This window comes from Meiothermus cerbereus, assembly GCF_051297115.1.
Classification (GTDB): Bacteria; Deinococcota; Deinococci; order Deinococcales; family Thermaceae; genus Meiothermus; species Meiothermus cerbereus_A.
In genome coordinates, this window is record NZ_JBEVAL010000030.1 from 1 (window position 1) to 22,675 (window position 22,675).

General features: G+C 61.6%; 23 protein-coding genes and 1 CRISPR repeat array. Of the genes, 14 read left to right on the forward strand and 9 right to left on the reverse strand.

Annotated features, from left to right (window positions below; genetic code table 11):
• The first annotated feature begins 78 nt into the window (after positions 1–78).
• From cas6 to cas4, 8 genes are read left to right on the forward strand one after another with little or no spacing between them, the layout of a single operon-like run.
• Positions 79–219, forward strand: a complete 141-nt coding sequence (cas6, locus tag ABWU19_RS07995) for a CRISPR system precrRNA processing endoribonuclease RAMP protein Cas6 (RefSeq protein ID WP_435901180.1) — start codon at positions 79–81, stop codon at positions 217–219.
• Positions 216–1,688, forward strand: coding sequence for a type I-B CRISPR-associated protein Cas8b1/Cst1 (cas8a1, locus tag ABWU19_RS08000; RefSeq protein ID WP_435901181.1), 1,473 nt, complete (start codon positions 216–218; stop codon positions 1,686–1,688). The genes cas6 and cas8a1 overlap by 4 nt, the downstream gene beginning before the upstream one ends.
• 2 nt (positions 1,689–1,690) lie before the next feature.
• Positions 1,691–2,764, forward strand: a complete 1,074-nt coding sequence (cas7i, locus tag ABWU19_RS08005) for a type I-B CRISPR-associated protein Cas7/Cst2/DevR (protein ID WP_435901182.1) — start codon at positions 1,691–1,693, stop codon at positions 2,762–2,764.
• Between the two features lie 3 nt (positions 2,765–2,767).
• Entirely contained in the window at positions 2,768–3,559 is a 792-nt protein-coding gene (gene cas5b / locus ABWU19_RS08010) for a type I-B CRISPR-associated protein Cas5b (protein WP_435901183.1), read from the forward strand.
• Positions 3,537–5,903 (forward strand): CRISPR-associated helicase Cas3', encoded by a 2,367-nt coding sequence (gene cas3 / locus ABWU19_RS08015; RefSeq protein ID WP_435901184.1) that lies wholly within the window; start codon positions 3,537–3,539, stop codon positions 5,901–5,903. The genes cas5b and cas3 overlap by 23 nt, the downstream gene beginning before the upstream one ends.
• A gap of 9 nt (positions 5,904–5,912) precedes the next feature.
• A complete protein-coding gene (gene cas1, locus ABWU19_RS08020; protein WP_435901185.1) occupies positions 5,913–6,920 on the forward strand; it encodes a CRISPR-associated endonuclease Cas1 in 1,008 nt (335 codons plus the stop codon).
• A gap of 3 nt (positions 6,921–6,923) precedes the next feature.
• Positions 6,924–7,199: a CRISPR-associated endonuclease Cas2 gene (gene cas2 / locus ABWU19_RS08025; protein ID WP_435901186.1), complete on the forward strand. Its 276-nt coding sequence runs from the start codon at positions 6,924–6,926 to the stop codon at positions 7,197–7,199.
• Complete coding sequence (gene cas4, locus ABWU19_RS08030) at positions 7,178–7,765, forward strand: CRISPR-associated protein Cas4 (protein ID WP_435901187.1); 588 nt, start codon at positions 7,178–7,180, stop codon at positions 7,763–7,765. The genes cas2 and cas4 overlap by 22 nt, the downstream gene beginning before the upstream one ends.
• A 277-nt stretch (positions 7,766–8,042) precedes the next feature.
• A CRISPR array of direct repeats spans positions 8,043–8,956; the repeat unit is 37 nt; unit sequence CTAGAAATGCCGTCCTCGAGCGATAGAGGACTGAAAG.
• A gap of 28 nt (positions 8,957–8,984) precedes the next feature.
• Here the strand turns inward: cas4 and ABWU19_RS08035 are convergent.
• On the reverse strand, positions 8,985–9,713 hold the full coding sequence (locus ABWU19_RS08035; RefSeq protein WP_435901188.1) for a tryptophan-rich sensory protein: 729 nt from the start codon (positions 9,711–9,713) through the stop codon (positions 8,985–8,987).
• Positions 9,714–9,877: 164 nt separating this feature from the next.
• Here ABWU19_RS08035 and ABWU19_RS08040 point away from each other — a divergent pair, with 164 nt between their 5' ends.
• Positions 9,878–11,044 (forward strand): aminotransferase class I/II-fold pyridoxal phosphate-dependent enzyme, encoded by a 1,167-nt coding sequence (locus ABWU19_RS08040; RefSeq protein ID WP_435901189.1) that lies wholly within the window; start codon positions 9,878–9,880, stop codon positions 11,042–11,044.
• Positions 11,045–11,088: 44 nt separating this feature from the next.
• Here ABWU19_RS08040 and meaB read toward each other — a convergent pair whose 3' ends face one another.
• The 4 genes from meaB to ABWU19_RS08060 form a co-directional block, all read right to left on the reverse strand.
• A complete protein-coding gene (gene meaB / locus ABWU19_RS08045; RefSeq protein ID WP_435901190.1) occupies positions 11,089–12,015 on the reverse strand; it encodes a methylmalonyl Co-A mutase-associated GTPase MeaB in 927 nt (308 codons plus the stop codon).
• 39 nt (positions 12,016–12,054) lie between these two features.
• On the reverse strand, positions 12,055–12,432 hold the full coding sequence (locus tag ABWU19_RS08050; protein ID WP_435901191.1) for a RidA family protein: 378 nt from the start codon (positions 12,430–12,432) through the stop codon (positions 12,055–12,057).
• Between the two features lie 50 nt (positions 12,433–12,482).
• Positions 12,483–12,929, reverse strand: coding sequence for a hypothetical protein (locus ABWU19_RS08055; protein ID WP_435901192.1), 447 nt, complete (start codon positions 12,927–12,929; stop codon positions 12,483–12,485).
• A gap of 269 nt (positions 12,930–13,198) precedes the next feature.
• On the reverse strand, positions 13,199–13,786 hold the full coding sequence (locus ABWU19_RS08060; RefSeq protein WP_435901193.1) for a GNAT family N-acetyltransferase: 588 nt from the start codon (positions 13,784–13,786) through the stop codon (positions 13,199–13,201).
• Positions 13,787–13,847: 61 nt separating this feature from the next.
• Between ABWU19_RS08060 and ABWU19_RS08065 the strand changes: the two genes are divergently transcribed.
• Entirely contained in the window at positions 13,848–14,531 is a 684-nt protein-coding gene (locus ABWU19_RS08065; RefSeq protein ID WP_435901194.1) for a sulfurtransferase, read from the forward strand.
• Between the two features lie 34 nt (positions 14,532–14,565).
• Entirely contained in the window at positions 14,566–15,177 is a 612-nt protein-coding gene (locus ABWU19_RS08070; RefSeq protein ID WP_435901195.1) for an MBL fold metallo-hydrolase, read from the forward strand.
• Here ABWU19_RS08070 and ABWU19_RS08075 read toward each other — a convergent pair.
• The 3 genes from ABWU19_RS08075 to ABWU19_RS08085 are packed head-to-tail and all read right to left on the reverse strand — an operon-like array spanning position 15,174 to position 17,360.
• Positions 15,174–15,713, reverse strand: a complete 540-nt coding sequence (locus ABWU19_RS08075) for an AAA family ATPase (RefSeq protein WP_435901196.1) — start codon at positions 15,711–15,713, stop codon at positions 15,174–15,176. The two genes, ABWU19_RS08070 and ABWU19_RS08075, sit on opposite strands and share 4 nt — an antisense overlap.
• Positions 15,710–16,243: an AAA family ATPase gene (locus tag ABWU19_RS08080; RefSeq protein ID WP_435901197.1), complete on the reverse strand. Its 534-nt coding sequence runs from the start codon at positions 16,241–16,243 to the stop codon at positions 15,710–15,712. The genes ABWU19_RS08075 and ABWU19_RS08080 overlap by 4 nt, the downstream gene beginning before the upstream one ends.
• Before the next feature lie 58 nt (positions 16,244–16,301).
• Positions 16,302–17,360 carry an MFS transporter gene (locus ABWU19_RS08085; protein WP_435901198.1) on the reverse strand — a complete coding sequence of 353 codons (1,059 nt, stop codon included), beginning with the start codon at positions 17,358–17,360 and terminating at the stop codon, positions 16,302–16,304.
• A 109-nt stretch (positions 17,361–17,469) separates the two neighbouring features.
• Between ABWU19_RS08085 and ABWU19_RS08090 the strand changes: the two genes are divergently transcribed.
• From ABWU19_RS08090 to ABWU19_RS08100, 3 genes are all read left to right on the forward strand, one after another.
• On the forward strand, positions 17,470–18,405 hold the full coding sequence (locus ABWU19_RS08090; RefSeq protein ID WP_435901199.1) for a GGDEF domain-containing protein: 936 nt from the start codon (positions 17,470–17,472) through the stop codon (positions 18,403–18,405).
• Positions 18,406–18,459: 54 nt separating this feature from the next.
• Entirely contained in the window at positions 18,460–20,748 is a 2,289-nt protein-coding gene (locus ABWU19_RS08095; protein ID WP_435901200.1) for a primosomal protein N', read from the forward strand.
• Between the two features lie 721 nt (positions 20,749–21,469).
• Positions 21,470–21,745, forward strand: coding sequence for a GNAT family N-acetyltransferase (locus ABWU19_RS08100; protein ID WP_435901201.1), 276 nt, complete (start codon positions 21,470–21,472; stop codon positions 21,743–21,745).
• Between the two features lie 75 nt (positions 21,746–21,820).
• Here the strand turns inward: ABWU19_RS08100 and ABWU19_RS08105 are convergent, their stop codons facing one another.
• Entirely contained in the window at positions 21,821–22,660 is an 840-nt protein-coding gene (locus tag ABWU19_RS08105) for an EamA family transporter (protein WP_435901202.1), read from the reverse strand.
• Positions 22,661–22,675: the final 15 nt, after the last annotated feature.

Here is a 22,675-nt window from a genome sequence, read left to right on the forward strand (position 1 = left end):
TGCTGGGGGTGGAGCGATATTACCTGCTGGAGTGAAGGGGGGTGCGGAATGTGGGGAAAAGGTAAGCAGCCTGTAATTATGAATGGGCTGATAGGACATGTAACCTACCGCGGTGATTTACGGACATTTTCCACCCTGCTACGTTTTGGGGAACTGGTGGGGGTGGGTAAGTGGGCACACTTTGGGGCAGGAAGGTATCGGATTGGGGGGAGAGCATGAGCTACGAGAGAGACGCATCTGCTGGGCTGTGCTGGACGGGTCACCCGCTGATAGACATGGGCGTGGCGGGTCTGACCGTGTTCGCACAGAAACGCAACCCCGAAGAGGTGACGGGGGCTGACCTCGAGCGCTTTGTCGAGTGGGCCGAGAAGGCCTACTTTACCAAGGAGATGACGGGCTGGATCGCGGTTGCTTTCACCAGCAATTTCATCAACCCCAGTTTCGAGGCAAGCAAGAAACGCCAGGTCGCCAAGAGCATCCTCGAAAGCTTCAAGAACCCGACCACCCTCGGGGCGCTTAACTGCAGCTACTTCCAACGCCCAGCCCAGCAATTGGTCGCCCGCGATTTCGTGCCGATGCTCACGGGGCGCGAACCCTCGAACTTCTTCCCAGACGGACAACCTCAACTGCCTATCAGTGGACTGGGAATAACCGCACTGCAAGGGCTCTCCGTAGCCTGCCCGCTGGTGGGTGGGCGGCTGATGGTGGTGGCCGCCGATGACCCTAAGCTATTGATGCTCTTAGTGAGGCAGTGGCAGCCAGAGATTCGCAAACGGGTGCAACTTTCGGAGGCTTCTGGGAAAAAATGCTCAGGCTGGAGTGGGCCTCGTTCACGGTTAATTGAACAGCTAATAAATATTGAAGAGCTTCACAATCGTAGCAAAGACTCCGACCTTGAGTACACCGGCAGTGCTATCATCTACCACGCCAGCAACAGCGGTCAGGGGCCAGAGCTAACCATCTACACCCTCGAGCTGCCCGCCCTGAGCTTCGTGCGGAAAGCTCAAGGTATTAAGTACCGCGAGGCCTGGAACCGTTTGGTCTCAAGCGCTTGGCGCGAGGCCGATGGTAAAGATAAGGATGCTCAGTATGCGAGGCGCAATGATGTCTATGAGGCGATATTCGACTTACCCCAAGGCTCTGCAAAGTTCGTTCGACGTTTTTTTCTGAGGCCCATTGTTTCCCAACTCAAGGGTGCGAAGCCTGTTGAAGGAAAAAAGCGAGTCAAGCAATCAAAAGGTGAAAACGCAGCAGCGCATACCGTATCCACCCCACACCCTGCAGCTTTGTGGGATTTGCTCGAGTTGTTTCTAAGGGAGGTTTTAGGAATGGAGCAGAACCGCATTCAAGCCATTCGAACCCTTGCCGACCGTCTAGCAGATGCGGTCAAGGATGATAACGACCGTCGGTTGTTTCGACGCATTTATACTGCCCGAAAACCCTTTGAGGTTCGGCAGCTCTTGATTCAGATGGGGATGCGACGGCTTAGGGAGGGCCTTGAGCCAGCGGTAAGGTTCGATGAATTTTTGGAGATTTTTGAGGAGGGTGATGAGCTGGCTCGAGCCGATTTCGGCTTAGCCTGGGATTTGACCCGGATTCGAGTTATCGAGACTCTGTTTGACAAGCAGTGGTTTGATAACAACAAGGAAGTGCTCGAAGACCTACCAAAAGAAGAGGAGGAGGAATAAACATGGCCTTTATCGCTGGAATTTTGATGCTGGATGCACCTGCCTCGGCCCTCAACAACGCCAACCGTGCCTACGATGCTGACTACGACAACGAAGTGGGTGTGAAGCTGATTCGTACCAAAGATGGAGCCTTGCCCTATGTCTCGGCGCAGTCTTTTAGGTTTTGGCTGCGCAGCTCCCTCGAGCAGCAAGAGGACTGGGCTGCCCATACGGCCCCTGTTTTTCGAGAGAATAAGGTGGCTTATACCGATGCCAATCCGCTTGAGTATTGGGACGATGATCTTTTTGGCTATATGCGGGCCGAGTCCAAAAAAACCAGCGCCAGAGAAACCAAAGCTGGGGATGCTTCGCGTGAAGGTGAGACAGAAACCAAGACCAGCATCACCCGCACATCGCCTTTTCGCATGAGCACTTTGGTCTCCATTGCCCCTGTGAGCATCGTCAAGGATTTTGGCACCATGAGCCGCCACGAAGGTGACCCTGTGCCGCATGTCCACCAGTTTTATCGTGCCACGCTTAAGGGTCTTTTTTCACTGGATTTGAACCGGGCAGGCACCTTTAGCTACCGCGATCAAAGCGGCTCACGCAACCTCGACGAAGTGCGTATTCAGGCCGCTAAAGATAAGGGGCTGGAACACGACGAAGCGAACAAAGAATTCCGCCTGCCAATAGAAGAACGCGCAAAGCGTATCGCAGCCCTCCTCAAGGGCCTAGCACACCTCGAGGGTGGTGCTAAGCAAGCCATCCACTACACCGATGTGACGCCTGCCGTCCTGATCGCGGCGGTGTTCAAAGGCGGCAATAACCCGCTGCACTACGTGGTTGGGGCCGACGAGAAGGGCCGTCCGAAAGTTCACGTTGAAGCTTTGAAGGAAGCCTTGCAGGTCTGGCGTGACTCGCGGTTGAGCGATTTGTACGTGGGCTGGGTACAGGGTTTCCACGATGAGCAGCGGGCTAGGCTCAAGGCCACTCTCGAGGAACTGGGCGTGAGCTTTCGACTCGACCACCCCAGGGCGGTGCTGACCCAGCTCGCCAACGACGTGCAAAACCCCGCCAACCACCACTGGCTGGAGTAGGCCATGCGTGTCCTCAAGATCGAACTCGAGGGCACCACCACCTCGTTCCGTTACCCCCACTTCCTGGTGGGTCGGCAGCCGTCGCTGCCCATGCCCCCGCCCGCCACAATTTATGGACATGTTGCCAGTGCGCTAGGGGAGTATCCCGAGCCCAATACCTTCCGCTTCGCCTATGTCTTCACCCATCGGGGCAGCGTGGATGACTATGAGCATACCTGGCTAATCTCAGTGGACGAGCGCCAACGGATCGCAAAAGATTACCCCTATCCACCCAACATTGTCGCGGGCATGACCCCCACCTCACGCGAGCTGTTCTTCTCCCCACGTCTTACCCTGTATTTGCAAACACCAGACCTCGAGGCTTGGCGCAGGGCCTTCCTTGAGCCTCGCTACCCCGTTTTGCTGGGTCGTTCACAAGACCTTGCCAGTTATCGCAGCGTGGAGCTGATAGACCTCGAGCAACGCGATACCGGCTACTACGAGCACACCCTACTGCCGTGGTCGTACCGCCCTAGGGTACGGGTGGGTCAGGGCATCCTGATGCCACGCTGGATCAACCCTGACAATCGCCGTGAGGTACGCTGGGCCAGGTACGTGGTGCTTAATAGCCGACTGTTTCACCCTAAGCCAGGGCAGCAGGAACCTCTGAGCGAGGTAATCATGGTCAGCGGTACGGACGAGGCCCTTTGGGTAGACCCCACCAGCCCCGTTCACCGCGAACGGCAGCGTATCCTGGTCTGGCACAGCCTGTTGGGCGAGGAGAGTGAGACTCTTGAACCCAGCGCAGCCCTTTGATCTGCTCGCCAAGAGCGCTAAGCTGGGTTGGGGGGGAAAGCCCGAGACCCTTGAACAGCACACCCAGCGCGTGGTGGAGCGTCTGGCAGCTCTTTCTTGCCGTTCGCCGCAACTGCCGCAAATAGCGGGCTTTTCCGAGTTCTGGCACATCGCGTTTTGGTCGGCGGTGATTCACGACTTTGGCAAAGCCGCCAGCGGTTTTCAGGCACGGCTCAATGGTGGTGGTCAGAAATACCCACACCGCCATGAGGTGCTGTCACTGGCCTTTCTGCCCTGGGTCGCCGAGCCGAACGAGACTCGCCTGATCGCGCTTGGGGTGATCTCCCACCACCGCGATAGCGCGGTTATCAAAACCTTGTACCAGGACTCGAGCGGCGCGGATTTGCTGAAAGAGTTCGAGCCTCGAGCCATCGAGTGGCTGAAAGACTGGCTCGAGCAAGTTCCCAACAACTGGGTAGATCGCTATGATCTGGCCCGACTCGGTGTGCAGCAGAAAACCTTTCAGATAGACCTCAACCGGTTTCCCAAGCAGGCGGCGGAGGCACTCGAAACGGGTATCAAACTCTACGCCAACGTTTATCCACTGGATGAGCCCTATCCCCACGAGCCGGAATTCGCGCAACTCCAGGCCGAGCGCCGCCTGCACATTCTGCTGCGCGGGATCATCACCCAGTCCGACCGGATGGCGAGCGCCCACGCCCCCACCCCCTCGGTTCTGCGGCTGCCAAGTCTCGCGCAGATCACCGCACAAATCTCGGCTCGAGAGCAAAAAGAGATTCAACCTAGAGCACACCAGATTGCTGCCCAACGTGAGGGTAACCTGATTTTCAGCGCCCCCACGGGTAGCGGCAAGACCGAGGCTGCACTGGGCTGGGCAGCCAAACAGCAGACTCAAGCCCCAAGGCGGTTGATTTATGCGCTGCCTTATCAGGCCAGCCTAAACGCCATGAAAGAGCGCCTCGAGCGCGACCTCCAACCTGCCGACGGTGTAGCCATTTTGCATAGCCGCGCGCTACAGGTGTTGTACCGGCAGCAAAAAGAAGACGCTGAAGACCTGGAGGAGCTTACCCAAAACGTCCGTCGTCAGAACGACTTCAACCGCTTGCACCAGCCCGCTGTGGCGGTACTGACCCCTTACCAGATGCTCAAGGCCATGTACCGCCTCCCTGGCTACGAGGGCCTGCTGACCATGCTGGCTGGCTCAAGTCTTGTCCTCGACGAGATCCACGCCTACGAGCCGACCCGACTGGGGATGTTTTTGGCCCTCACCGAGGCCCTGCGCCGCGACTTCGACGTGCGGGTGTGTGCCATGACGGCCACCATGCCGACCTGGTTACGGGAGGAACTTGAGCAATGCTTGGGGGTGAAGGCCTTGCCCCCGGACGCCGAGCTATTCCAGGCTTCCAGGCGGCATCGGCTTGAGCTACTCGAGGCCGACATGGAGAGCCCAGAAGCCCAGAAACGAATCGTGGATGAGGTAGAGGCGGGACGTAGCGTTCTCGTCGCTTGCAACACGGTCAAGAAGGCGCAAGCGGTTTGGCAAACCCTTAAGACCCAGCTTGCCCCCGAGAAGGTCTTGCTGCTGCACAGCCGCTTTACCGGGCGTGACCGCCTTGCCAAAGAGCAGGTCATCCAGACCCGCCTCGATGCCAGCCGAGATACCCAAGACCCCATTGTGGTAGTGGCGACCCAGGTTATCGAGGTTTCGCTAGACCTAGACTTTGACCGCATCTTTAGTGAGCCTGCGCCCCTCGAGGCCTTGGTACAGCGCTTCGGACGGGTTAATCGCAGAGGCAAGAAGGGTGAAAACGGCATCGTGCCGGTCACCGTTTTGACCCAGCCTCGTGAAGGCCAGCGGGTCTACAACGATGAGCTTGTGCAGCGGGGGCTGGAACAACTCGAGGCCAATGTGGGTGCCGAATTGGACGACCTGATGATATCAGGCTGGCTGGACCAGGTGTACAAAGAACCACTCTTAAGTCTTTTCCGTGATGAAGTGCAGCGCAGCGCCAAGGAGTTCAGAGCGGTCGCCGTCAATACCCTTAAAGCCTTTGCCCAAGACGAGACCCTCGAGCAGAAGTTTGACGACCTGTTTGACGGCATTCAGGTATTGCCCAAATGCTTTCAGCAGGAGTACGAAGAAACCCTTAAGGTTTCCCCCATCGAGGCCAGCAGCCTGCTGGTGAATGCCCCGCGCTGGATCACGGCGGGACTGCGGGAGCATGTGTGTTGGAGCGAGACCCTAAAGCTTTTCGTCGCCGACCTACCATATAGTGCAGAACTCGGGATGGAGTGGAAGGTTCCTGAGGTACGAGAAGACTCGTGGGGACGGCTGGACGACTAAGGATGAACCATGAACCTAATCATCGAAGAGCGGGGCACCTTTATTGGTCTCAAATCGGAGCGGTTGCAGTTTCGTGTGGAGGGGCAACCGCTGCGGGAGGTAGCCCTGCGCGACCTCGAGACCCTCTCGGTGGTGACAACGGCGGTGAGTATCTCGATGGAGGCCATCCGGGCCTGCGCCAAGTTTGGCGTTCAAATTGACCTACTAGATGGTTTGGGAGATCCCTATGCCAAGATCACCAGCCCATACCTGGTGGGCACCGTAACCACCCGACGGGCCCAGATGCTGGCTTATACCAACCGCAAGGGTCTCGAGGTGGCCAAACACGCTGTACGCGCTCGGCTTAGAAACCAGGTTAACCTGCTGCGTTACTTCGGTAAGTACCGCCGTGAAGCCGATCCAGCTGCCTACGCTGTAATTGAGGAAGCCATACCGTTGCTGCAAGCCCTCGAGGTCGAACTCGATGGCGTCGAGGCCCCCACTGTGGATGAGGCCCGGGACTTCCTGCTGAGCGTTGAGGGGCGTGGTGGGGTGGTGTATTGGGGCGCGATAGCTGCCTTGCTGCCCCCGGATCTAGGCTTTTCGGGCCGTCTGGGGCGAGGTGCAACTGACCCGGTCAATGTCTGCCTCAACTACGGCTATGGCATCCTCTACTCACAGGCTGCAGGTGCTCTTTCTACAGCGGGCCTCGAGCCCTTTGCGGGCTTTTTGCACACCGATCGCCCCGGTAAACCCAGCCTTGTGCTTGACTTCGTGGAGGGCTTCCGAGCGGCGGTGGTGGATCGGGCTATTATCGCAACCCTTGGCCGTGGCTGGCGACCCGAAATCCAAAACGGAAAGCTCGAGCCCTCCTCTCGCAAACGCTTAGCCGAAGCGGTGCTTAACCGGTTGGAAGCACGAGATACACACAAAGGCAAGCGGTTTCGCCTCAAAAGCATTATGGTGGCCCAGGCCCGCAGCCTGGCTTTGTTTCTACGCGACGAGGGCGAGTATCCCGTTTATGTGGCGAGTTGGTAAAACATGCTAATTCAAGACCCTCGTAAACCTGGTAAGCCGGTGCTTGTGCTCTACGACATCACCGACGACCGTATTCGTGCCAAGGCCAGCGATGCCTGCAAGGACTACGGGCTGGATCGAATTCAGTTTAGTGCTTATAGCGGCAGGTTAACTAAGGCAGCGCGAGAAGAGCTCGAAATTCGCTTGGGCAAAATCCTGGGTGACCATAGCGGGGCTATAACAGTAATTCAGCTTGAGCAGGCGCAATTTGAAGGCGCATGGAAAAAGGTGAACCCATGATTACCCCGGTTGAGTTGCGACAATATCACTACTGTCCACGAGTTGTATTCTTTGAGCGCTGCACTCCGGTTTACCGGCGTGAGACCCGTCGCATGCAGTACGGGCGCGAGGCTCATGAGGTGGAAGTGGCCCTCGAGAAACAGCGGAGTCTTCAGCGCTATGGCCTGCACCAAGGACAGCGAGAGTTTAGTGTGCATTTACACAGTGATTTGCTAGAGATAACGGGCATTGCCGATTTGGTGGTGACAGTGGGAGTGGAGAGCTATCCGGTGGAATTCAAGGATAGTACTCGAGAACCCGACTTGGGGCATCACATGCAAGTTTGTGCGTATGGCTTGTTACTGGAGGCTACCCGCAAAACCAAAAGCCCCAAGGGTTTCTGGCATAGTACCCGTACCCGTGAAACATATGTTATCGAGTTTGATGCCAAATTGCGCAAACGAACCCTACAAGCAATTCGCGATATCAACGCGTTCATTAAAGCTGAGCGCTGTCCAGACCCTACCTTTCAGGTTGGGAAATGTCTTGAGTGTGAACTCAGAAATTTCTGTGGTGATGTCTTGTAGCCGCAAATCCTTTTTTCCCACCAAAGTCCCACCAATTTGCGAAAGCGTGCCCGACGAGAATTGTGCACAGTCTTGATGGCTTTACAACCTACCCAACTTTGGCGGAGCCATCTGATGCTTTACCGAACCAACTATTCCACTCGCAAATCAAAGACCATCTAGTCCAAAATTCGATTTGCGGAGTCTATTCGGCTGTAAAATAATACGGCGTCGATAGCACGCAAAAGCACCTTGATAAATGGATTACAGAGGCATCAATAATGGCGTTTTGAACGCCCTAGAAATGCCGTCCTCGAGCGATAGAGGACTGAAAGGCACCAGCAGCGGCAGCCGCGTGTCGTCAGGCTCGCTAGAAATGCCGTCCTCGAGCGATAGAGGACTGAAAGATATGCCGAGTCCACCATACCACGTTGTTGAAGACGCTAGAAATGCCGTCCTCGAGCGATAGAGGACTGAAAGAAACAAGCGGGCGATGCGATTCTTGCGTTTGTAAATCCTAGAAATGCCGTCCTCGAGCGATAGAGGACTGAAAGGCTTTGGTTCGCCTTATGGCCGCTCGCAGCTTCTAGCTAGAAATGCCGTCCTCGAGCGATAGAGGACTGAAAGGCACGGAGGCACTCGACGCCAAACGCTGGTTTGACCCTAGAAATGCCGTCCTCGAGCGATAGAGGACTGAAAGGAACGTCGAGCAGGACGTTACAGGCAATGCCTCTCTGCTAGAAATGCCGTCCTCGAGCGATAGAGGACTGAAAGAGCAGCGCTACGGGGTCAGCGTAGACACAGCGAAACTAGAAATGCCGTCCTCGAGCGATAGAGGACTGAAAGAGATTATTGACAACAGGGCGAAGGCTCGCACCACGTCTAGAAATGCCGTCCTCGAGCGATAGAGGACTGAAAGACTCCGGCCAGGCGATTTTGTTGAGCGCTTCAACGCCTAGAAATGCCGTCCTCGAGCGATAGAGGACTGAAAGCGATACGCTGAGGCAGCGTTGCAAACCAGTCAAGGAGCTAGAAATGCCGTCCTCGAGCGATAGAGGACTGAAAGTTACGCATTCAGGGGCATCGGCGCACCGGGGGCGCTCTAGAAATGCCGTCCTCGAGCGATAGAGGCTGAAAGTTGCGGGCAACGGATTTTAAGTCTGAGATTTTGCCAACTAGAAATGCCGTCCTCGAGCGATAGAGGACTGAAATCAAGCAAGGGCCAACTGGATGTAAAAAGCTACCGGCGCAAAAAGGCCCTTACCAGCCCTGCCACCACCACAAAGAGTCCTGCGATTACCCCATACACCACCACCGGCTCGGAGGCGTGGGCTACCCAGATGCCCACAAAGGCCCACAGCAACACCAGGTTGAAGGGGATGTCGCGCCGGGTCTGGGCAAACACAAACCCGATGCCTGCTGCAATCAACACCAGCAGGGCAGCCCAAACCTGCCCAGAGATGCCCCCGCCGTTCCAGCCCAGCTCGAGCAGCGTGGCAACTGCGTTGGCAACGGTCGCAACGGTAATCCAGCCCAGGTAGATGCTAAAGGGAACTCGAGCCAGCCAGCTTTCGGCAGCCGGAACGGCCTCTTTTCCTATTCCCAGCCGTTCGTACAGGAGCACCAGGGTGGTGAGCAGGCCCAGCATCATCGCCATGCTGGGCAGAATCAGCAGGTAGTGCCAGCAGAGCAGCCAGGCCACGTTGAACCCACAAGACAGCACAAAAAGCCCGCGGGTAGCCGCCAGCCGGGGGTTGTCGCGCTGGGCGGGCAGGGCCTGGTAGACCGCGTAGGCCAGCAGGGCCAGGTAAATCAGGCCCCAGATGGTAAACACGTAGCCCGCCGGGGTAAAGAAGCTGGGAAAGCCATCGGAAATCTCGCCGGTGCGGCGGCCCGCGATGGGCAGGATGTTGGCCAGGGCATTGACCGCGATGGTGGCGATAATAGCCAGCACCACCAACCATTGCATCAATGGCGTAGCGGAGGGTAGGGGAGTGCGTATCGTTTTTTGCACGTTTCTACCCTACTTCGTTTTGCCGTTATGGCATTGAGTGCTGCGAAACATCTTTGCTTTTGGGCGCTTCTTGCTCCGATCTGCGCTGCATCCAGCTTGTGCGGTATGGTAGAAGCCGTATGTTTCGTTCCCGCCGCACCCCCACCGGAGGAGGGGTTTTCCTGGAGATGGACCGCGCCAAAGCCGAGGCCCGCGCCCGGGGGCTCGAGGTGGTGGATCTCTCGATTGGGGCCTCTGATCTGCCCCCGCCCCCCGAGGCTTTGCAGGCCCTCAGAGAGGCCATAGACGACCCCTCGACCTACGGCTACTGCCTTAAGTCGGGCACGCTGCCGTTTCTGGAGGCCGCCACCGACTGGTACTTCCGGCGCTATGGGGTAGAGCTCGACCCCCGGCGCGAGGCCCTGAGCCTGATCGGCTCGCAGGAGGGGCTGGCCCACCTGCTGATGGCCGTGGCCGACCCCGGCGAGGTGCTGCTGATGTGCGAGGTGGCCTACCCCTCCTACTTTGGGGCGGCTAAGGTGGCGGGCCTCGAGGTCTACCTGATGCCCCTGGGCGAGCACCTGCTGCCCGACCTGGGGGCGGTGCCGGAGGAGGTGGCCCGGCGGGCTAAGGCGGTGCTGCTCAACTACCCCAACAACCCCACCGCGGCCCTGGCCTCCGAGGCTTTTTTTGCGGAGGCGCTGGAGTTCTGCGCCCGCCACAACCTGCTGCTCATCCACGACAACCCCTACCTCGACCAGGCCCTAAAACCCACCCCCTCGCCGCTGGCCCTGCCGGGGGGGCGGGAGCGGGTGGTGGAGCTTTTTAGCTTCTCCAAGAGCTACCACCTGGCCGGTTTTCGGCTGGGTTTTGCCCTGGGCCAGCCCGAGGCCATGGCCAGCCTGGAAGCCCTCAAAGCCCCCATCGACTTCAACCCGTACCTGGGCATCCAGCGCATGGGCATGGCCGCGCTGGCTATACCCCAGGCGCGTCTACAGGCCGATGCAGAGGTCTGGGCCACCCGCCGCCAGGCCATGGTAGCGGCCCTGGCCCAGGAGGGCTGGTCGGTTCCGTTCCCCCAGGCCGGCATGTACCTGTGGGCCAGACTGCCGCCGGGGCTGCCCCTGGACGACCTGCAGTTTGCCAAAGAACTCGTGGCCCAGACCGGCGTGGCCCTCTCGCCGGGGCGGGCCTTTGGGCCCGGCGGGGTGGGCTATGTGCGCTTTGCGCTGGTGCAGCCTGAGCCGGTTTTGCGCCAGGCGGCTCAAAAAATAGGGGCTTTTATTCGCACGGCAACCAGAGATTGACTGACCCCCACGGGGCATCACGCCTCGGAGGGCCTAAACTAAGGCTAACCCAGCACGCCCAGGGGCCCGCCCAGCAGTTGCATGGCGGCTTCCTCGGGGGTCAGCTCGCCCTGGGCCACCCGCGCGATCAGCGCCTGGCCTTCGCGGGTCTTGCGGCGGCCCCATTCCTGGATCACGCTCTCGACCTCGAAGCGGGCCCGCTCGAGGCGGTGGGTCTCGAGCAGGCCATGCTGCACCAGATGCTGGTAGTGGGCCTCGAGGGCCTCGAACAGCTCGGAGATGCCCTCGGCCTTGGGGGCGATGGCGGTGAGGACGGGTGGCTTCCAGCCTGCCGGACGTGCAGCGGCCAGCTCGAGGGTGGTTTTGATCTCCTGCACGATGCGCTCGCCGCCGGGCAGGTCGAACTTGTTGACCACGAACACGTCGGCAATCTCCATCACCCCGGCCTTGAAGGCCTGCACCGCGTCGCCGGCGGCGGGGGTCAGGATCAGCACGGTGGTGTCGGCCACGCGGGCGATGTCCACCTCACTCTGCCCCACCCCCACCGTCTCCACGAAGATGCGCTCGAAACCAAAGGCTTCCAATAGCGCCAGGGTGGCGACCGTGGCCCCGGCCAGCCCGCCCAGAGCCCCCCGGCTGGCCAGCGAGCGGATATACACACCTTGGTCCTGGTGGTGGCGCATCATGCGGATGCGGTCGCCCAGGATGGCCCCCCCGGTAAAGGGGCTGCTGGGGTCTACCGCCAGCACCGCTACAGTCTCGCCCCGCTTGCGGGCCTCTTCGATCAGTCGGTCGGTCAGGGTGCTTTTGCCAGCCCCAGGGCTGCCGGTCAGGCCCACCACCCTGGCCTGGCCACGCCCACGCAGTTTCCGCAACAGGGCCTGCCCTTCGGGGTAACCCGACTCCACCAGGGTAATGGCCCGGGCCAGAGCCCGCATGTCCTGGGCCAGAAAACGTTCGTAGAGGTTCATGGTGTCAGTCTATCGCGCTTCGGACACCCAGCAGACCCGCTAAACCAGGGCGATGCAGGCCACCTCGACTTTTACATCGCGGGGCAGGCGGGCCACCTGTACGGTAGCCCGGGCGGGGAAGGGCTCGCGCACGTACTCAGCGTAGACCTTATTGAACACCGGGAAATCGTTCATGTCGGCCAGGTAGCAGGTGGTCTGCACCACCTTGTGGTAGGAGCTACCGGCGGCCTCGAGCACGGCCCCCAGGTTCTTCATGACCTGATGGGTCTGGGCCTCCACATCGCCCGCGACCAGCTCGCCGGAGGGGGTCAGGGGAATCTGACCCGAGCAAAACACCATACTGCCCGCCACGATGGCTTGGCTGTAAGGGCCGATGGCCTGAGGTGCGTGATCGGTCTGAACACGTTTCTGACTCATGCCAACAGCTTATACCAAAGCCGGGCAGCAAGTAGGGCGCTGGGTTAGGGCTAAAAGCCCTGGGTGGCTTGTGAGGCGGGGGTGGGCGGGGGTGCGACGGTGCTTTTGGGCGGGTAGACCTCGAGGCCCAGGTAAGCCAGCGGTGCGTTGGACTCGAGGTCGGCGGCCATGACCAGGTAATCCACTTGCGAGAGCGTCCAAAGCTGAACCCCGTGGGCTTTGGCTAGGGCAGCAAACGAGGGGCTGCTGGGTTCATCGAGCAAAACCAGCACCACCCCATCGGCGCGGTGGGTTTTCTGGGCCGCCAGCACGTCTTCCAGGGCGGAAGGGTGGGTTAGCACCTGGAACAAATAGCGCGCACCGACGGGCGAACGGGCCAGGGCGTAGCCCTGATCCGGGGTGAGCGAGGCCACCCAGGAGGGGCAACGGTTCAAAAGACCAGCCACGAAGCGTAAAAAGGGCTTCGGCTCAATGCGAGCAGCATCTGTCCGTGCCATATTTAGGCCATCATGCTATAGCGCAGCCCATAAATGCAAGTGAAACACATCCGCATGGGACTCGAGCGCCTTGTGGGTTTGCTCATTATTCCCTCATTTATTAGCACAGGGGGGCTGTGGATAACTCTGTGGATAACCCGGTATTACCTGTGGATAACTTTGTGGGTATCCAAATGTTTCTCGGCTGTGCACAACAAGTTTTTCTGTTCCAGACGCTATTTTATTTAAAAGGCCGAATGTGAAACGGTTGCCAATTCATGCGGTTTGCATTAGAGCTGCTTAACCCAAAAAACCATGGACTTGGGGGTCTCCTGGGGCTGGCCCAGGTCGCGCCAGGTGAAGGTACAGACCAGGTCGGGCCGCTTGGAAAACCCCCGGTGCTGCCAGAAAGCGTCCAGCGGCCTGTGGTCGGCAGGCTTGAGCGGGTGCTGGGCAGGGCGCTCGACGGCGCAAAAAGTAACCTTGCGGTAGCCAAGCTCGAGGGCGCGGGCCTCCCGGAGACGAAAAAACGCCACCCCCAGCCCCTGGCCTCGGTAAGCTGGCTCCAGCACCGACTCGCCAAAGTAGTACCACTCGGCGGGGTTCAGCCCAGCCCCTACAAAGGGTGCCTGGAACTCGGCCTCGGCCTGGGCGAGCGGCAGGGCGGTCGAGGCCCCCACCACCCGCTGGCCGTCCCACACCAACACCAGGGTGCTTTGGGGGAGGTTCACAAACTTGGCCAGGTAGTGCGTTTCGTACTCGAGGCTCCCCTCGTACAGGTAGGGCCACTCCCGAAAAACGGCCATGCGCAGGCGGGCCAGCTCAGGGATAAACAAGGCCACCTCGGAACCGGAAAAAACCTCCACCCGCAGGTTCATGGCTTAAAGCATACCGGGTGATCCAGCGAGCACACGGGCTGGGCCCGGTAGAATTGGGGGGATGGTTATTTTTGCTGAACCACCCGCCCAGGCTTTGCTGATCGATAGCCGCTCCCCTGCCGAGTATGCCCAGGGCCACCTGGAGGCTGCCATTAACCTGGATCTTTCGGGGTTTCGCGGGCGCTTGCGCAGCGAGGAGGAGTTCCGGCGGCTAGAGCAAACCCTGGCCGACCTGAATGGCCGCATAGGGGCGGGCCCCAAGCGTCCGGTGGTGGTCTACGACCAGGGCTTCAATACCCGCCTGAGCAAAACCGCCTTCATGCTGGCTTTGGGTGGCCTCGAGGTGTACCTGTGGCCCCAGGGCTGGGAGGCCCAGGCCACCAGCCAGGCCCCGGTAGAACCGGTGGCCGCTGAGCCCTGGGCCCAGCTCCGGCGCGATATTCTGCTAACCGCCGACGAAATCCTGGCGTTTCCTCACCCTTTGCTGGACGTGCGCGAGCCCCTCGAGTTTGCCACCGCCCGGATTCCCGGCGCCAAAAACATTCCGCTGGGTGCTTTCGGCCTGGACAACGCCAGGGCCCTGGGCTTGCAAGCCGGTCAGGAGGTGGGGGTGCACTGCCGCAGCGGAGCCCGCAGCGCCAGCGCCTTCTGGCTGCTCCGGCAGCAGGGTGTTCTGGCCCGCAACTACCTGGGCAGCATGCTCGAGTGGGAAGCCGAGTCCGACCTGCCCGTAGAGCGGTCCTGATTGCGCTGGGTTTATTACCTGTAGGCTATAGCTCATGAAGGTATACGGTTTTGCGGTGGGCCCTTTGCAGGAAAACACCTATCTGCTGGTGGGGGAGGACGGACGGGGGGCCATTGTAGACCCCGGTGATGAACCCGAGCGCATTTTGGCCGAGGTGCGCGGGGTGGGCCTGCGACCGCAGGCGATTCTGCTGACCCATGCCCACTTCGACCACGTGGGGGCGGTGGCCCCCCTGGTCGAGGCCCTGGGTCTGCCGGTGTACCTGCACCCAGCCGACCTGCCGCTCTACCAGAGCGCCGCCCAGAGTGCAGCCCGCTGGGGGCTCCACATTCCCCAGCCACCCGAACCCACCCTGCCCCTGGCCGAAGGGCAGACCCTGGATTTGGGACTGGGCCTCGAGGTGCTGTTTTTGCCCGGTCATGCGCCGGGGCATGTGGGCTTCTACCGGCCAGGCCACCTGATAAGCGGGGATGTGCTCTTTCGCGGGGGCATTGGCCGCTACGACCTGCCGGGCAGCGACCCCCAGGCCCTGTTTGTATCGCTACAAAAACTGCTCAAGCTGCCGCCCGAAACGGTGGTTTATCCAGGGCATGGCCCCAAAACGACCATTGCGGAAGAACGGGCCAGCAACCCCTACCTGAGCTAGCTGGGGGCCCGAAGGCCAAAGTGCTGCACAATAGTCCTGGCAGCCTCCTGGGGCGAAACCAAGCTGGTGTCTACCCGCAGGCTTGGCCCAAAGGGAATGGCCTGCAAAGCCCCCTGCTCGAGCATCTGCAAAAGCCGCTCGGGGCGCGAGAGCTTCTTCAGGCTTTTGCGCTCGGGGAGAAGCACCCGCTGCAAAAGCACTTCGGGCGGGGCCTCGAGCTTCACCCACAGCACCTCGATGCCGGATTGTTCGCATACTTCCAGCACCTGCCGGATAAATTCGTCGCTGCTGGGCGGGGTGTAGACGAAGGTGAAGATAAGACCCTCGAGGCCCATCTCGGCCATTTGCCGAAAGGTAAATAGCCGCAACGCACGGAGGAGCCTTACGTAATTGGGCGAGTTCCACTCGAAGAGTTTAGCGGCGTAGTCTATGGAAAGGTGGTTGTCGAAGATGGGGTAGCCGGTAAGCCGGGTCAGTTCCCGGGCCACGGTCAGCTTGCCCACCGCGGCCGGGCCATACAAAAACAGCAGCTTCATGGGGCTCCCTCCAGGTAGGCCACGATGGCCTGGGCGGCCTGGGTGGGATCAAGCTCATCGGTGTCTATTTGCAGGCTGTCGGCAAAGGGCACCGGCAGGAATAGCTCGTATTCCTGCAGAAGGCGCTCCAGAACCTGCACGTTCTTGAGCTTTTTGAACTGGCGCCGCGACTCGTCTTCGACCCGCTCCAGCAGCGTCTCGGGCTTGCAGCGCAACTGCACAAACACACACTGCCCACCGCGGGCCTCGACAAAGGCTTTGATCTCCTGCACCTGGGCGTCGTCCTTTGGTGCGGCATACACAAAGGTTGCAATCAGCGAAAGGTCTTCCTGCAGGGCCAGCTCCAGAATCTGAAAACGCAGCTTGCGAACCAGCTCGGCAAAAGGGGGCGTGCCTTCGGCGAAGACCGCCTGGGCCAGGTCGCTTAGGAGGTGGTTGTACAGCACTTTATAGCCGGTTAGCCGGGCCAGGGCCAGGGCCACCGTGAGCTTGCCGGCAGCGGGTGGGCCATACAGAAAGACCAGCTTCATGACAGCAGCATATCGCGGCGCGGCGCTCTGCTGGTTTGCCTGGCAGGATCGCCCTGGTTCAGCGCAGGGCTTTGGGCGCCAGCAAGATGCTCAGCAGGCAGAGCGCCAGGGCCAGCTCGAGGCCCCACAGCGGGCTTTGCCCGATGAAGGGCGGGTAGACCAGGCCCGCCACCGTGCCGCCCAGGTAAAAAGCTGCGATGTAGGTGCTGCTGACCCCGCTGCCGCCCCGCCCCGAAACCCCTCCGGCGATGGCCTGGGCTGTAAAAATGCCCGCCATCATCACCACAAAACCCACCAGGATGAAGAGCGGTTGGTTGGGAATTTGAATCAACAACCCCAGCGCCACCACCCCAAAGGCCAGCCGAAAGGCCACTACCGTGCCCCATTTTTTGACCAGCGTGCCCGCCAGGGCGCTGCCGGGAATGCCCGCCAGGTAGGCGAAGAAGATGCCCCCGATCTGCCCCTGCGACAAACCCAGGGCCTCGAGGCGATAGGGCATCAGGTTGGCTACAAAAAAATTGATAAACAGCAGGGCAAAACCCAGCGCATACAAAGGCCAGGCCGAAAGGGTATAGCGCGGGGCTGGCAGGGTTAGCAGCTCCTGCGCTCGCAGGACGAAAAGGGCCATTGCCGCCACCGGAAGGGCCAGCAGGACGATCGCCCAGCGCTCGCCCAACCACTCGGCAAAGAGCCCTCCCAGCCCTCGCCCCAGGCCTCCCCCCAGCACATTACCCGCTACCCAGAACCCTGCCATCTGGGCGTGCTTGCGGGGGTAGAGCCTGGGTAGCAGGGCCAGCGAAAGCCCCGGAACCGCAGCCGCAAAGGCCCCTTGCAGTGTGCGGCAGAGTGTCCAGATTTCCAGGCTGGGGGCCAGCCCAGCCAGGATGCCGAACAGGCCCACGCCCAGAAGCCCACCGCCAATGACGGTTCCCACCGGCAGGCGGATGCGCGGCACCAGGGGCGAGAGCAGCACCAGCAGCAGAAAGGGCAGGCTGATGCCCAGGTGGGTGCTGCCGGGGGCGGTTCCAAAGAGGCGCTCGAGCCCAGGCAGCATGGGCACCACCGCGTACAGCGCCACGTAGATAAAAACACCCGATGGAATCAAGGCCCAGGCCACAGCCAAAGCATAAGCGGGCTAGCCCTGTTCCTGTGCACGTAACGCCAGAACCCGAGTTTACGCTTGTTTTTTGCAACGAGGGAGTAAAGGGCCCTCCTAAAATGGCCCCATGCTGCATTCATCCGAATTGGTGAGGTCCTGGCTTCAGCGCTTGTATTGGCATACCAGCTGGTTTGGCGGGGTGGCCCTGGCCTTGAGCCAGCTTTGGGCGGGCTCGGAGGCGGCCCAGTTGCTGGCGGTGGCCTACCTGGTGGTCACCTCCATGGCCTTTTTGCTGGCCCAGCCCTACCCCCAGTGGGCCCCGGTCGCCCACCTGGGGCTGGCCCTGGGGCTGCTGGTCTGGGCCTTGCAGCAGCCCGGGGCGCTCGTGCCTGGTTGGAACCAGGAGATGGTGCTTTATGCCGGTGCAACCCTGGCTACCCTGGGCCTGACGGTGCTGGGCATGTTCGGTGGGCTGTGGGTGATGCTGGGGGGCCTGGTTTTGTTGGTGGCGCTGGTGCCCCATCCCGCATCGGGGCCGTACTGGGCGGTCTGGCCGCTGTGGGCCCTGGGGGGGCTGGTGGGGGTGGCGGTTTTCCGGGCCATCGGCAGGCTCGAGGCGGCCCAGCAGGAGCTATCCAGGGTGGCCCTGCAGGATCGCCAGACCGGCCTGAGCACCCGCCTGGCGCTCGAGGCCGACTACCAGCGCTACCAGGCCCTGGCCAGCCGCAGCGATCAGCCGCTTTTGTTTTCCTACTGGCTGCTCTCGGCCTCGAGCCCAGATGACCAGCTTTTGCAGGAGCTGGCCCAGCTTACGCGGGAGGCGCTGCGTCAGGGCGATGGGCTGTACCGCATAGACGAGCACCATTTTTGCGGCCTGCACATCGGGCTGGTGAGCGGACACGAGCTGACCGAGCGCCTCAGCCAGCGCTTTGCCAGCGCCCGGGTGGTCTGGGTGGCCTGCAACGGCCTGAGCCTGGAGGAAGCCCTGCGCCAGACCCAGGAATTGCTCTACCGCAGCCCCCGGCGGCCCGTGCAGATCCTTTCTGCAACCCCCAAAGCCTAAGCTGCACCAAGGGGCCGGGGTGCAACCCGGGCATCTTCGGGTAGTCTGAGCGGGATGTGGGTCTTGAAGGTTGCCCTGCCCTTACCCATTGAGCCGATGTCGTACCTGCCCCCCCACGCCGACGGGCGGGAGGCGGTGCTGGGCTACCGGGTGGTGGTGCCCTGGCGGGGTGAGCTGCGGGTGGGGGTGGTGGTGGGGCGTGAAGAGGGTTTGCACAAGAGCTTTGCTTTGCGCGAAGCCCTGGCCTACCTCGACGAGCGGCCCTGGTTGAACCCTTCGACCATTGAGTTTTTGAGTGTGGCAGCCCGCGATAGCTTTTGTACGGTGGGTACCCTGCTGCATGACCTGCTGCCCTTCCTCGAGCCCCCCCTGCTGCACCGCGTGCGGCTTCTGCCCGAGGCCGACCCGGCGCTGCTGCCCAAAGGCCTGGAAGCCCTGGCCCAGGGCTGGCAGGAAGCCCAGGGCTTCGACCCCAAGCTGCTGGATTTCCTGCGCGAGGCCGGGGTTTTGCAAGAAGAAGTGGCCGAACGGCGTACCCTGACCCAGGTTCTGGTGGTGCTGCGCGAACCTTCGGAGGCCCTGAGCGATAAGGCCAAAGCGGCCTGGTATGCCCTGCGCGACCTGCGGCAGGCGGAGAGCATGGCAGCGCTGGCTCGAGCTGCCGGCGTGGGGGTGGGGGTGGTCAAAGGCCTGATGGAGAAGGGCTACATCGGGCTGGTGGAAGTAGAACCGGCCAGCGAAGCGGTGCGGGAGGAGCTCGAGTCCCCTGGTGTGCAGTTACCGGCCCGTCCCGAAGGGGATCGTCCCGTGGGTGTACGCGCACCGGCCCGTCCCGAAGGGGATCGTCCCACGGGTGTACGGGCACCGGCCCGTCCCGAAGGGGATCGTCCCCAAGTGCCAGTGCGGATACAAGGGGGGCGGCTGCTGGAGCGCCTTCGCGCCCTGTTGGGCCTGGTGCAGACCGGGCCCGCCCTGGTGCTTTTTCCCGAGGTCTCGCTGCTCAAGAAGTGCCAGCCCTTTTTCCCCCAGGCCATGGTTTTGCATGGCGAGATGAAAGCCGAGGAGCGCCGCCGGGCGTGGGCCCAGGCGAGCCAGCAAACGGGCCCGTGGAAATGGGTGCTAGCCACCTACCAAGGGCTTTTGCTGCCGCTGGACTTCGAGCGCCTGGTGGTGGTGGAAGAGGCCGCCGAGGCCTACAAGCTGCCGGGGGGCTCGAGGGCCTTTGTGCCCCGCCTGGCCCGGCTGCGGGCGCAGGGGCTGGGTGTGCCCATTCACTACATCTCGAGCGTCAATAGCCTGGAGGTCTGGGACGAGCCGGCCTACCTTCTGCCCCCGCCCAGCCCACGACTTCACCTGCTGGATCCGCACCGCGAGCGGGGCTGGCCCCTCACCGGTGCCGCTATTGCGCTGCTGCAGCAGGTGCAGGAGAAAAACCGTCAGGCCATTGTGCTTTCGGCCAGACGGGGTTACAGCGCGGTGCTGCGCTGCAGGCAGTGCGAGTGGAAGGCCGTGTGCCCCAACTGTGCCCTGCCGCTGCGCTACCACAAAAGCGGGCGGGCGGGCCTCTTGCAGTGCCACCAGTGCGGCCACGAGGAAAAAGCGCCCGACCTGTGCCCAAGCTGCCAGTCCGACGTCTTCGACCCCAAAGGGCCGGGGGTGGAGTGGCTTCTGGAGGCCCTGGCCCAACACCTCCCCCATCTGCCCCGCTACCGCTACACCGCCGATGCCAAAGACGACCTGCGGCCCCTGCTGGCGGGCGAAGCGGGGGTACTGGTGGGCACCACCGCTATATTGCGGGGCCCGCTGCTGCCCGAGCTGGCGCTGGTCTTGCTGCCCTATGCCGATGGGTTTGTGCTTCAGTCCGACTTTCGGGCGTCCGAGCGCTACCATCGCCTCCTGTGGCAGCTGGCCGACCTGCACCCGCGTCGCCGCCCCCTGCTGGTTTTGCAGACCTTTGAGCCAGGCCACCCGGCCCACAAAGCGCTCCAGGCCGCCGACCCCCAGGGCTTTATGGACAAAGAGCTGGCCCTGCGCCGGGCCCTGGGCTACCCTCCCGCCAGCCGGATGGTGAAGCTCGAGGTGGCCCACCCCAAGGAGCCGGTGGCCCGCGACGCCATCTACCAGCTGGCCCAGGCCCTCAAGGCCAACGCCGAGCCGGGTGAACTCCTGGGCCCGGCCCCGGCCCCGGTAGCCCGCCTGCGGGGCCAGTACGTGTTTCACCTGCTGCTCAAAAGCACCGCGCCGCGCCTGCAGACCCTGATGCAAAACCTGCCACCTGTGCGCGGCGCACGGCTGCGGATTGACCCCGACCCGCAGAGCTTTGTGGGGCTACTAGAGGACTAAAACCGCCGACTGCCGCTTTTTTCCCTGCCCCAACTGGATACCATGGGCTTTGCCATCCGCCCCTATGCACCCGCCGACCTGCCCGACCTGTACAACATTTGTTTGTGCACCGGCGATAGCGGGGCCGATGCCAGCGGCCTGTACCAGGATCCCCTGCTGCTGGGCCACTTCTATGCAGCGCCATATGCGGTTCACGAGCCCGACCTGACCTTTGTGGTGACGACTCCCCGTTCTGAAGAACGGGGCTTCTCAGGCATTATGAGACTGTTTGCACAGCGCCCATTCCCGAAGGCTCCGTCCGAGCCCAGAAAAACCTTGACTCCGTATCGGCAGACGAGCGCAATGCTTCTGGCTCTGCCACGGGTGTTCGTTTGGAGTTTTACCCATCGGACTACCCGATGGAACCCCCCACTCCAAGTTTCAAGGTACACGGGGAACACTGCCCCCAAGAGGATTTTACCACACATCCGCCGCCCACTATGCTATGTCCGCCTCCGGCGGACGTGGGGGAGTCCATGTATCCCACGGACTCAAAGTCCGGGGGATTATAGCTCCCCCACACCCCCTCTTTTTTCTAACCGACCCGGAAGGGGTGTGTGGCTACGTGCTGGGTTGCCGCAGTTCGCTCGAGTTCGCCGCATGGATGGAAGCCTTTTGGCTGCCGCCGCTTCGCCAGAAATACCCGTTACCTACCGCAGATGATACTTCCAAAGATGCAGCGATGATTCGACTCATACACAAGGGCTACGCGCCCTCGCGCTGGGCCGATGCTTACCCGGCCCACCTGCACATCGACCTGTTGCCCAGGGCCCAGGGGCGGGGGCTGGGCCGCAGGCTGATGGAGGTTTTCCTGGCCCGCCTGCGCGAGCTGGGTGTGCCGGGGGTACACCTGGGGGTGGGCCAGCGCAACGCGGGCGCGCTGGCTTTTTACCAGCGGATGGGGTTTGTGCGCTTGCAGACCCATCCCTGGGGCTACGAGTACGGCCTGAAACTCTAGCGCCCTGCCAGAAGCGTTCTGTTTAGGGCCCTCATATGAAATCCAGCGCGATTTCATTTTGGGATGCGCCCGCCCTCAGCCTGAAGCGATGAGGGCGATGGCCGCCAGCGAAAACAGCACCCCCAGGGTCTGGCTCCGGCTCAAATGCTCGCGCAGCAGGCCCCAGGCCAGCAGGGCGGTAAAAGCCGGGTAAAGCGAGGAAATTACCGCGGCCACGTCCAGTCGTCCGGCCTGGGCCGCGACCAGAAAGAGCACGTTGCCAAGCGCGTCCAATAGCCCGGCCAGGCCCACCAGACCCAGGTTGGTGCTCAGACCGGCTTCCCGCCGCAAAAGACCCAGCCAGCCCACCAGCCCTAGCATCAGGGTGGTGGCCGTTAGCTTGGCGATGGCCGAGGGCCAGAACAGGCCCTCTACCTGGTGAATCAGGGCGAAATAACCCCCAAAACCCAGGCCCGCCAGAAAGGCGTAGGAAAGCCCCCTCGAGGGGCCGTAACCACCTTGTGGGCGGGCCGCCAGCCAGACGCCCAGCAAGCCCACCCCAAAGCCCAGCAGTTGCAGCGGCGCAGGGAAGCCCTCCAGCGCCAGCCCTACCAAAGCCGCCAGCCCAGCCCCCACCACCCCGGCTATCGGAGCGGCCAGGCCCATCTGTCCGGCCTCGAAGGCCCGGTACAAAAACACCAGCCCCACACAGCCCGCCAGGCCGGCCCCCACGCTCCAGGGAACATCCTGGGCTTGAAAGGCCTCCCCGCGCAGCAGCGCCAGCCAGGTGAACAGCAGCAGCCCGGTGGCGTGAACCAGCAGGGCAATCAGGTAGGGGTTGAGCCTGCGGGAAGCCACACCCCCGCTAAAGTCGCCCGCGCCCCACGAGATGGCCGAGAGTAGGGCAAACGAAACAGCGACCAGTTCGGGACTCATTAGAGGCTCCACAGC

Bases quoted from the DNA above. Each gene is read 5' to 3' on its own strand.
- cas1 (WP_435901185.1), top strand. From the start codon at position 5,913: ATGAACCTAATCATCGAAGAGCGGGGCACCTTTATTGGTCTCAAATCG.
- cas6 (WP_435901180.1), top strand. From the start codon at position 79: ATGAATGGGCTGATAGGACATGTAACCTACCGCGGTGATTTACGGACA.
- ABWU19_RS08095 (WP_435901200.1), top strand. From the start codon at position 18,460: ATGTGGGTCTTGAAGGTTGCCCTGCCCTTACCCATTGAGCCGATGTCG.
- ABWU19_RS08060 (WP_435901193.1), bottom strand. From the start codon at position 13,786: ATGAACCTGCGGGTGGAGGTTTTTTCCGGTTCCGAGGTGGCCTTGTTT.
- cas7i (WP_435901182.1), top strand. From the start codon at position 1,691: ATGGCCTTTATCGCTGGAATTTTGATGCTGGATGCACCTGCCTCGGCC.
- cas2 (WP_435901186.1), top strand. From the start codon at position 6,924: ATGCTAATTCAAGACCCTCGTAAACCTGGTAAGCCGGTGCTTGTGCTC.
- ABWU19_RS08080 (WP_435901197.1), bottom strand. From the start codon at position 16,243: ATGAAGCTGGTCTTTCTGTATGGCCCACCCGCTGCCGGCAAGCTCACG.
- cas5b (WP_435901183.1), top strand. From the start codon at position 2,768: ATGCGTGTCCTCAAGATCGAACTCGAGGGCACCACCACCTCGTTCCGT.
- ABWU19_RS08105 (WP_435901202.1), bottom strand. From the start codon at position 22,660: ATGAGTCCCGAACTGGTCGCTGTTTCGTTTGCCCTACTCTCGGCCATC.
- cas8a1 (WP_435901181.1), top strand. From the start codon at position 216: ATGAGCTACGAGAGAGACGCATCTGCTGGGCTGTGCTGGACGGGTCAC.
- ABWU19_RS08055 (WP_435901192.1), bottom strand. From the start codon at position 12,929: ATGGCACGGACAGATGCTGCTCGCATTGAGCCGAAGCCCTTTTTACGC.
- ABWU19_RS08035 (WP_435901188.1), bottom strand. From the start codon at position 9,713: ATGCAATGGTTGGTGGTGCTGGCTATTATCGCCACCATCGCGGTCAAT.
- meaB (WP_435901190.1), bottom strand. From the start codon at position 12,015: ATGAACCTCTACGAACGTTTTCTGGCCCAGGACATGCGGGCTCTGGCC.
- ABWU19_RS08040 (WP_435901189.1), top strand. From the start codon at position 9,878: ATGTTTCGTTCCCGCCGCACCCCCACCGGAGGAGGGGTTTTCCTGGAG.
- ABWU19_RS08090 (WP_435901199.1), top strand. From the start codon at position 17,470: ATGCTGCATTCATCCGAATTGGTGAGGTCCTGGCTTCAGCGCTTGTAT.
- ABWU19_RS08050 (WP_435901191.1), bottom strand. From the start codon at position 12,432: ATGAGTCAGAAACGTGTTCAGACCGATCACGCACCTCAGGCCATCGGC.
- ABWU19_RS08070 (WP_435901195.1), top strand. From the start codon at position 14,566: ATGAAGGTATACGGTTTTGCGGTGGGCCCTTTGCAGGAAAACACCTAT.
- ABWU19_RS08075 (WP_435901196.1), bottom strand. From the start codon at position 15,713: ATGAAGCTGCTGTTTTTGTATGGCCCGGCCGCGGTGGGCAAGCTGACC.
- ABWU19_RS08100 (WP_435901201.1), top strand. From the start codon at position 21,470: ATGATTCGACTCATACACAAGGGCTACGCGCCCTCGCGCTGGGCCGAT.
- cas4 (WP_435901187.1), top strand. From the start codon at position 7,178: ATGGAAAAAGGTGAACCCATGATTACCCCGGTTGAGTTGCGACAATAT.
- ABWU19_RS08065 (WP_435901194.1), top strand. From the start codon at position 13,848: ATGGTTATTTTTGCTGAACCACCCGCCCAGGCTTTGCTGATCGATAGC.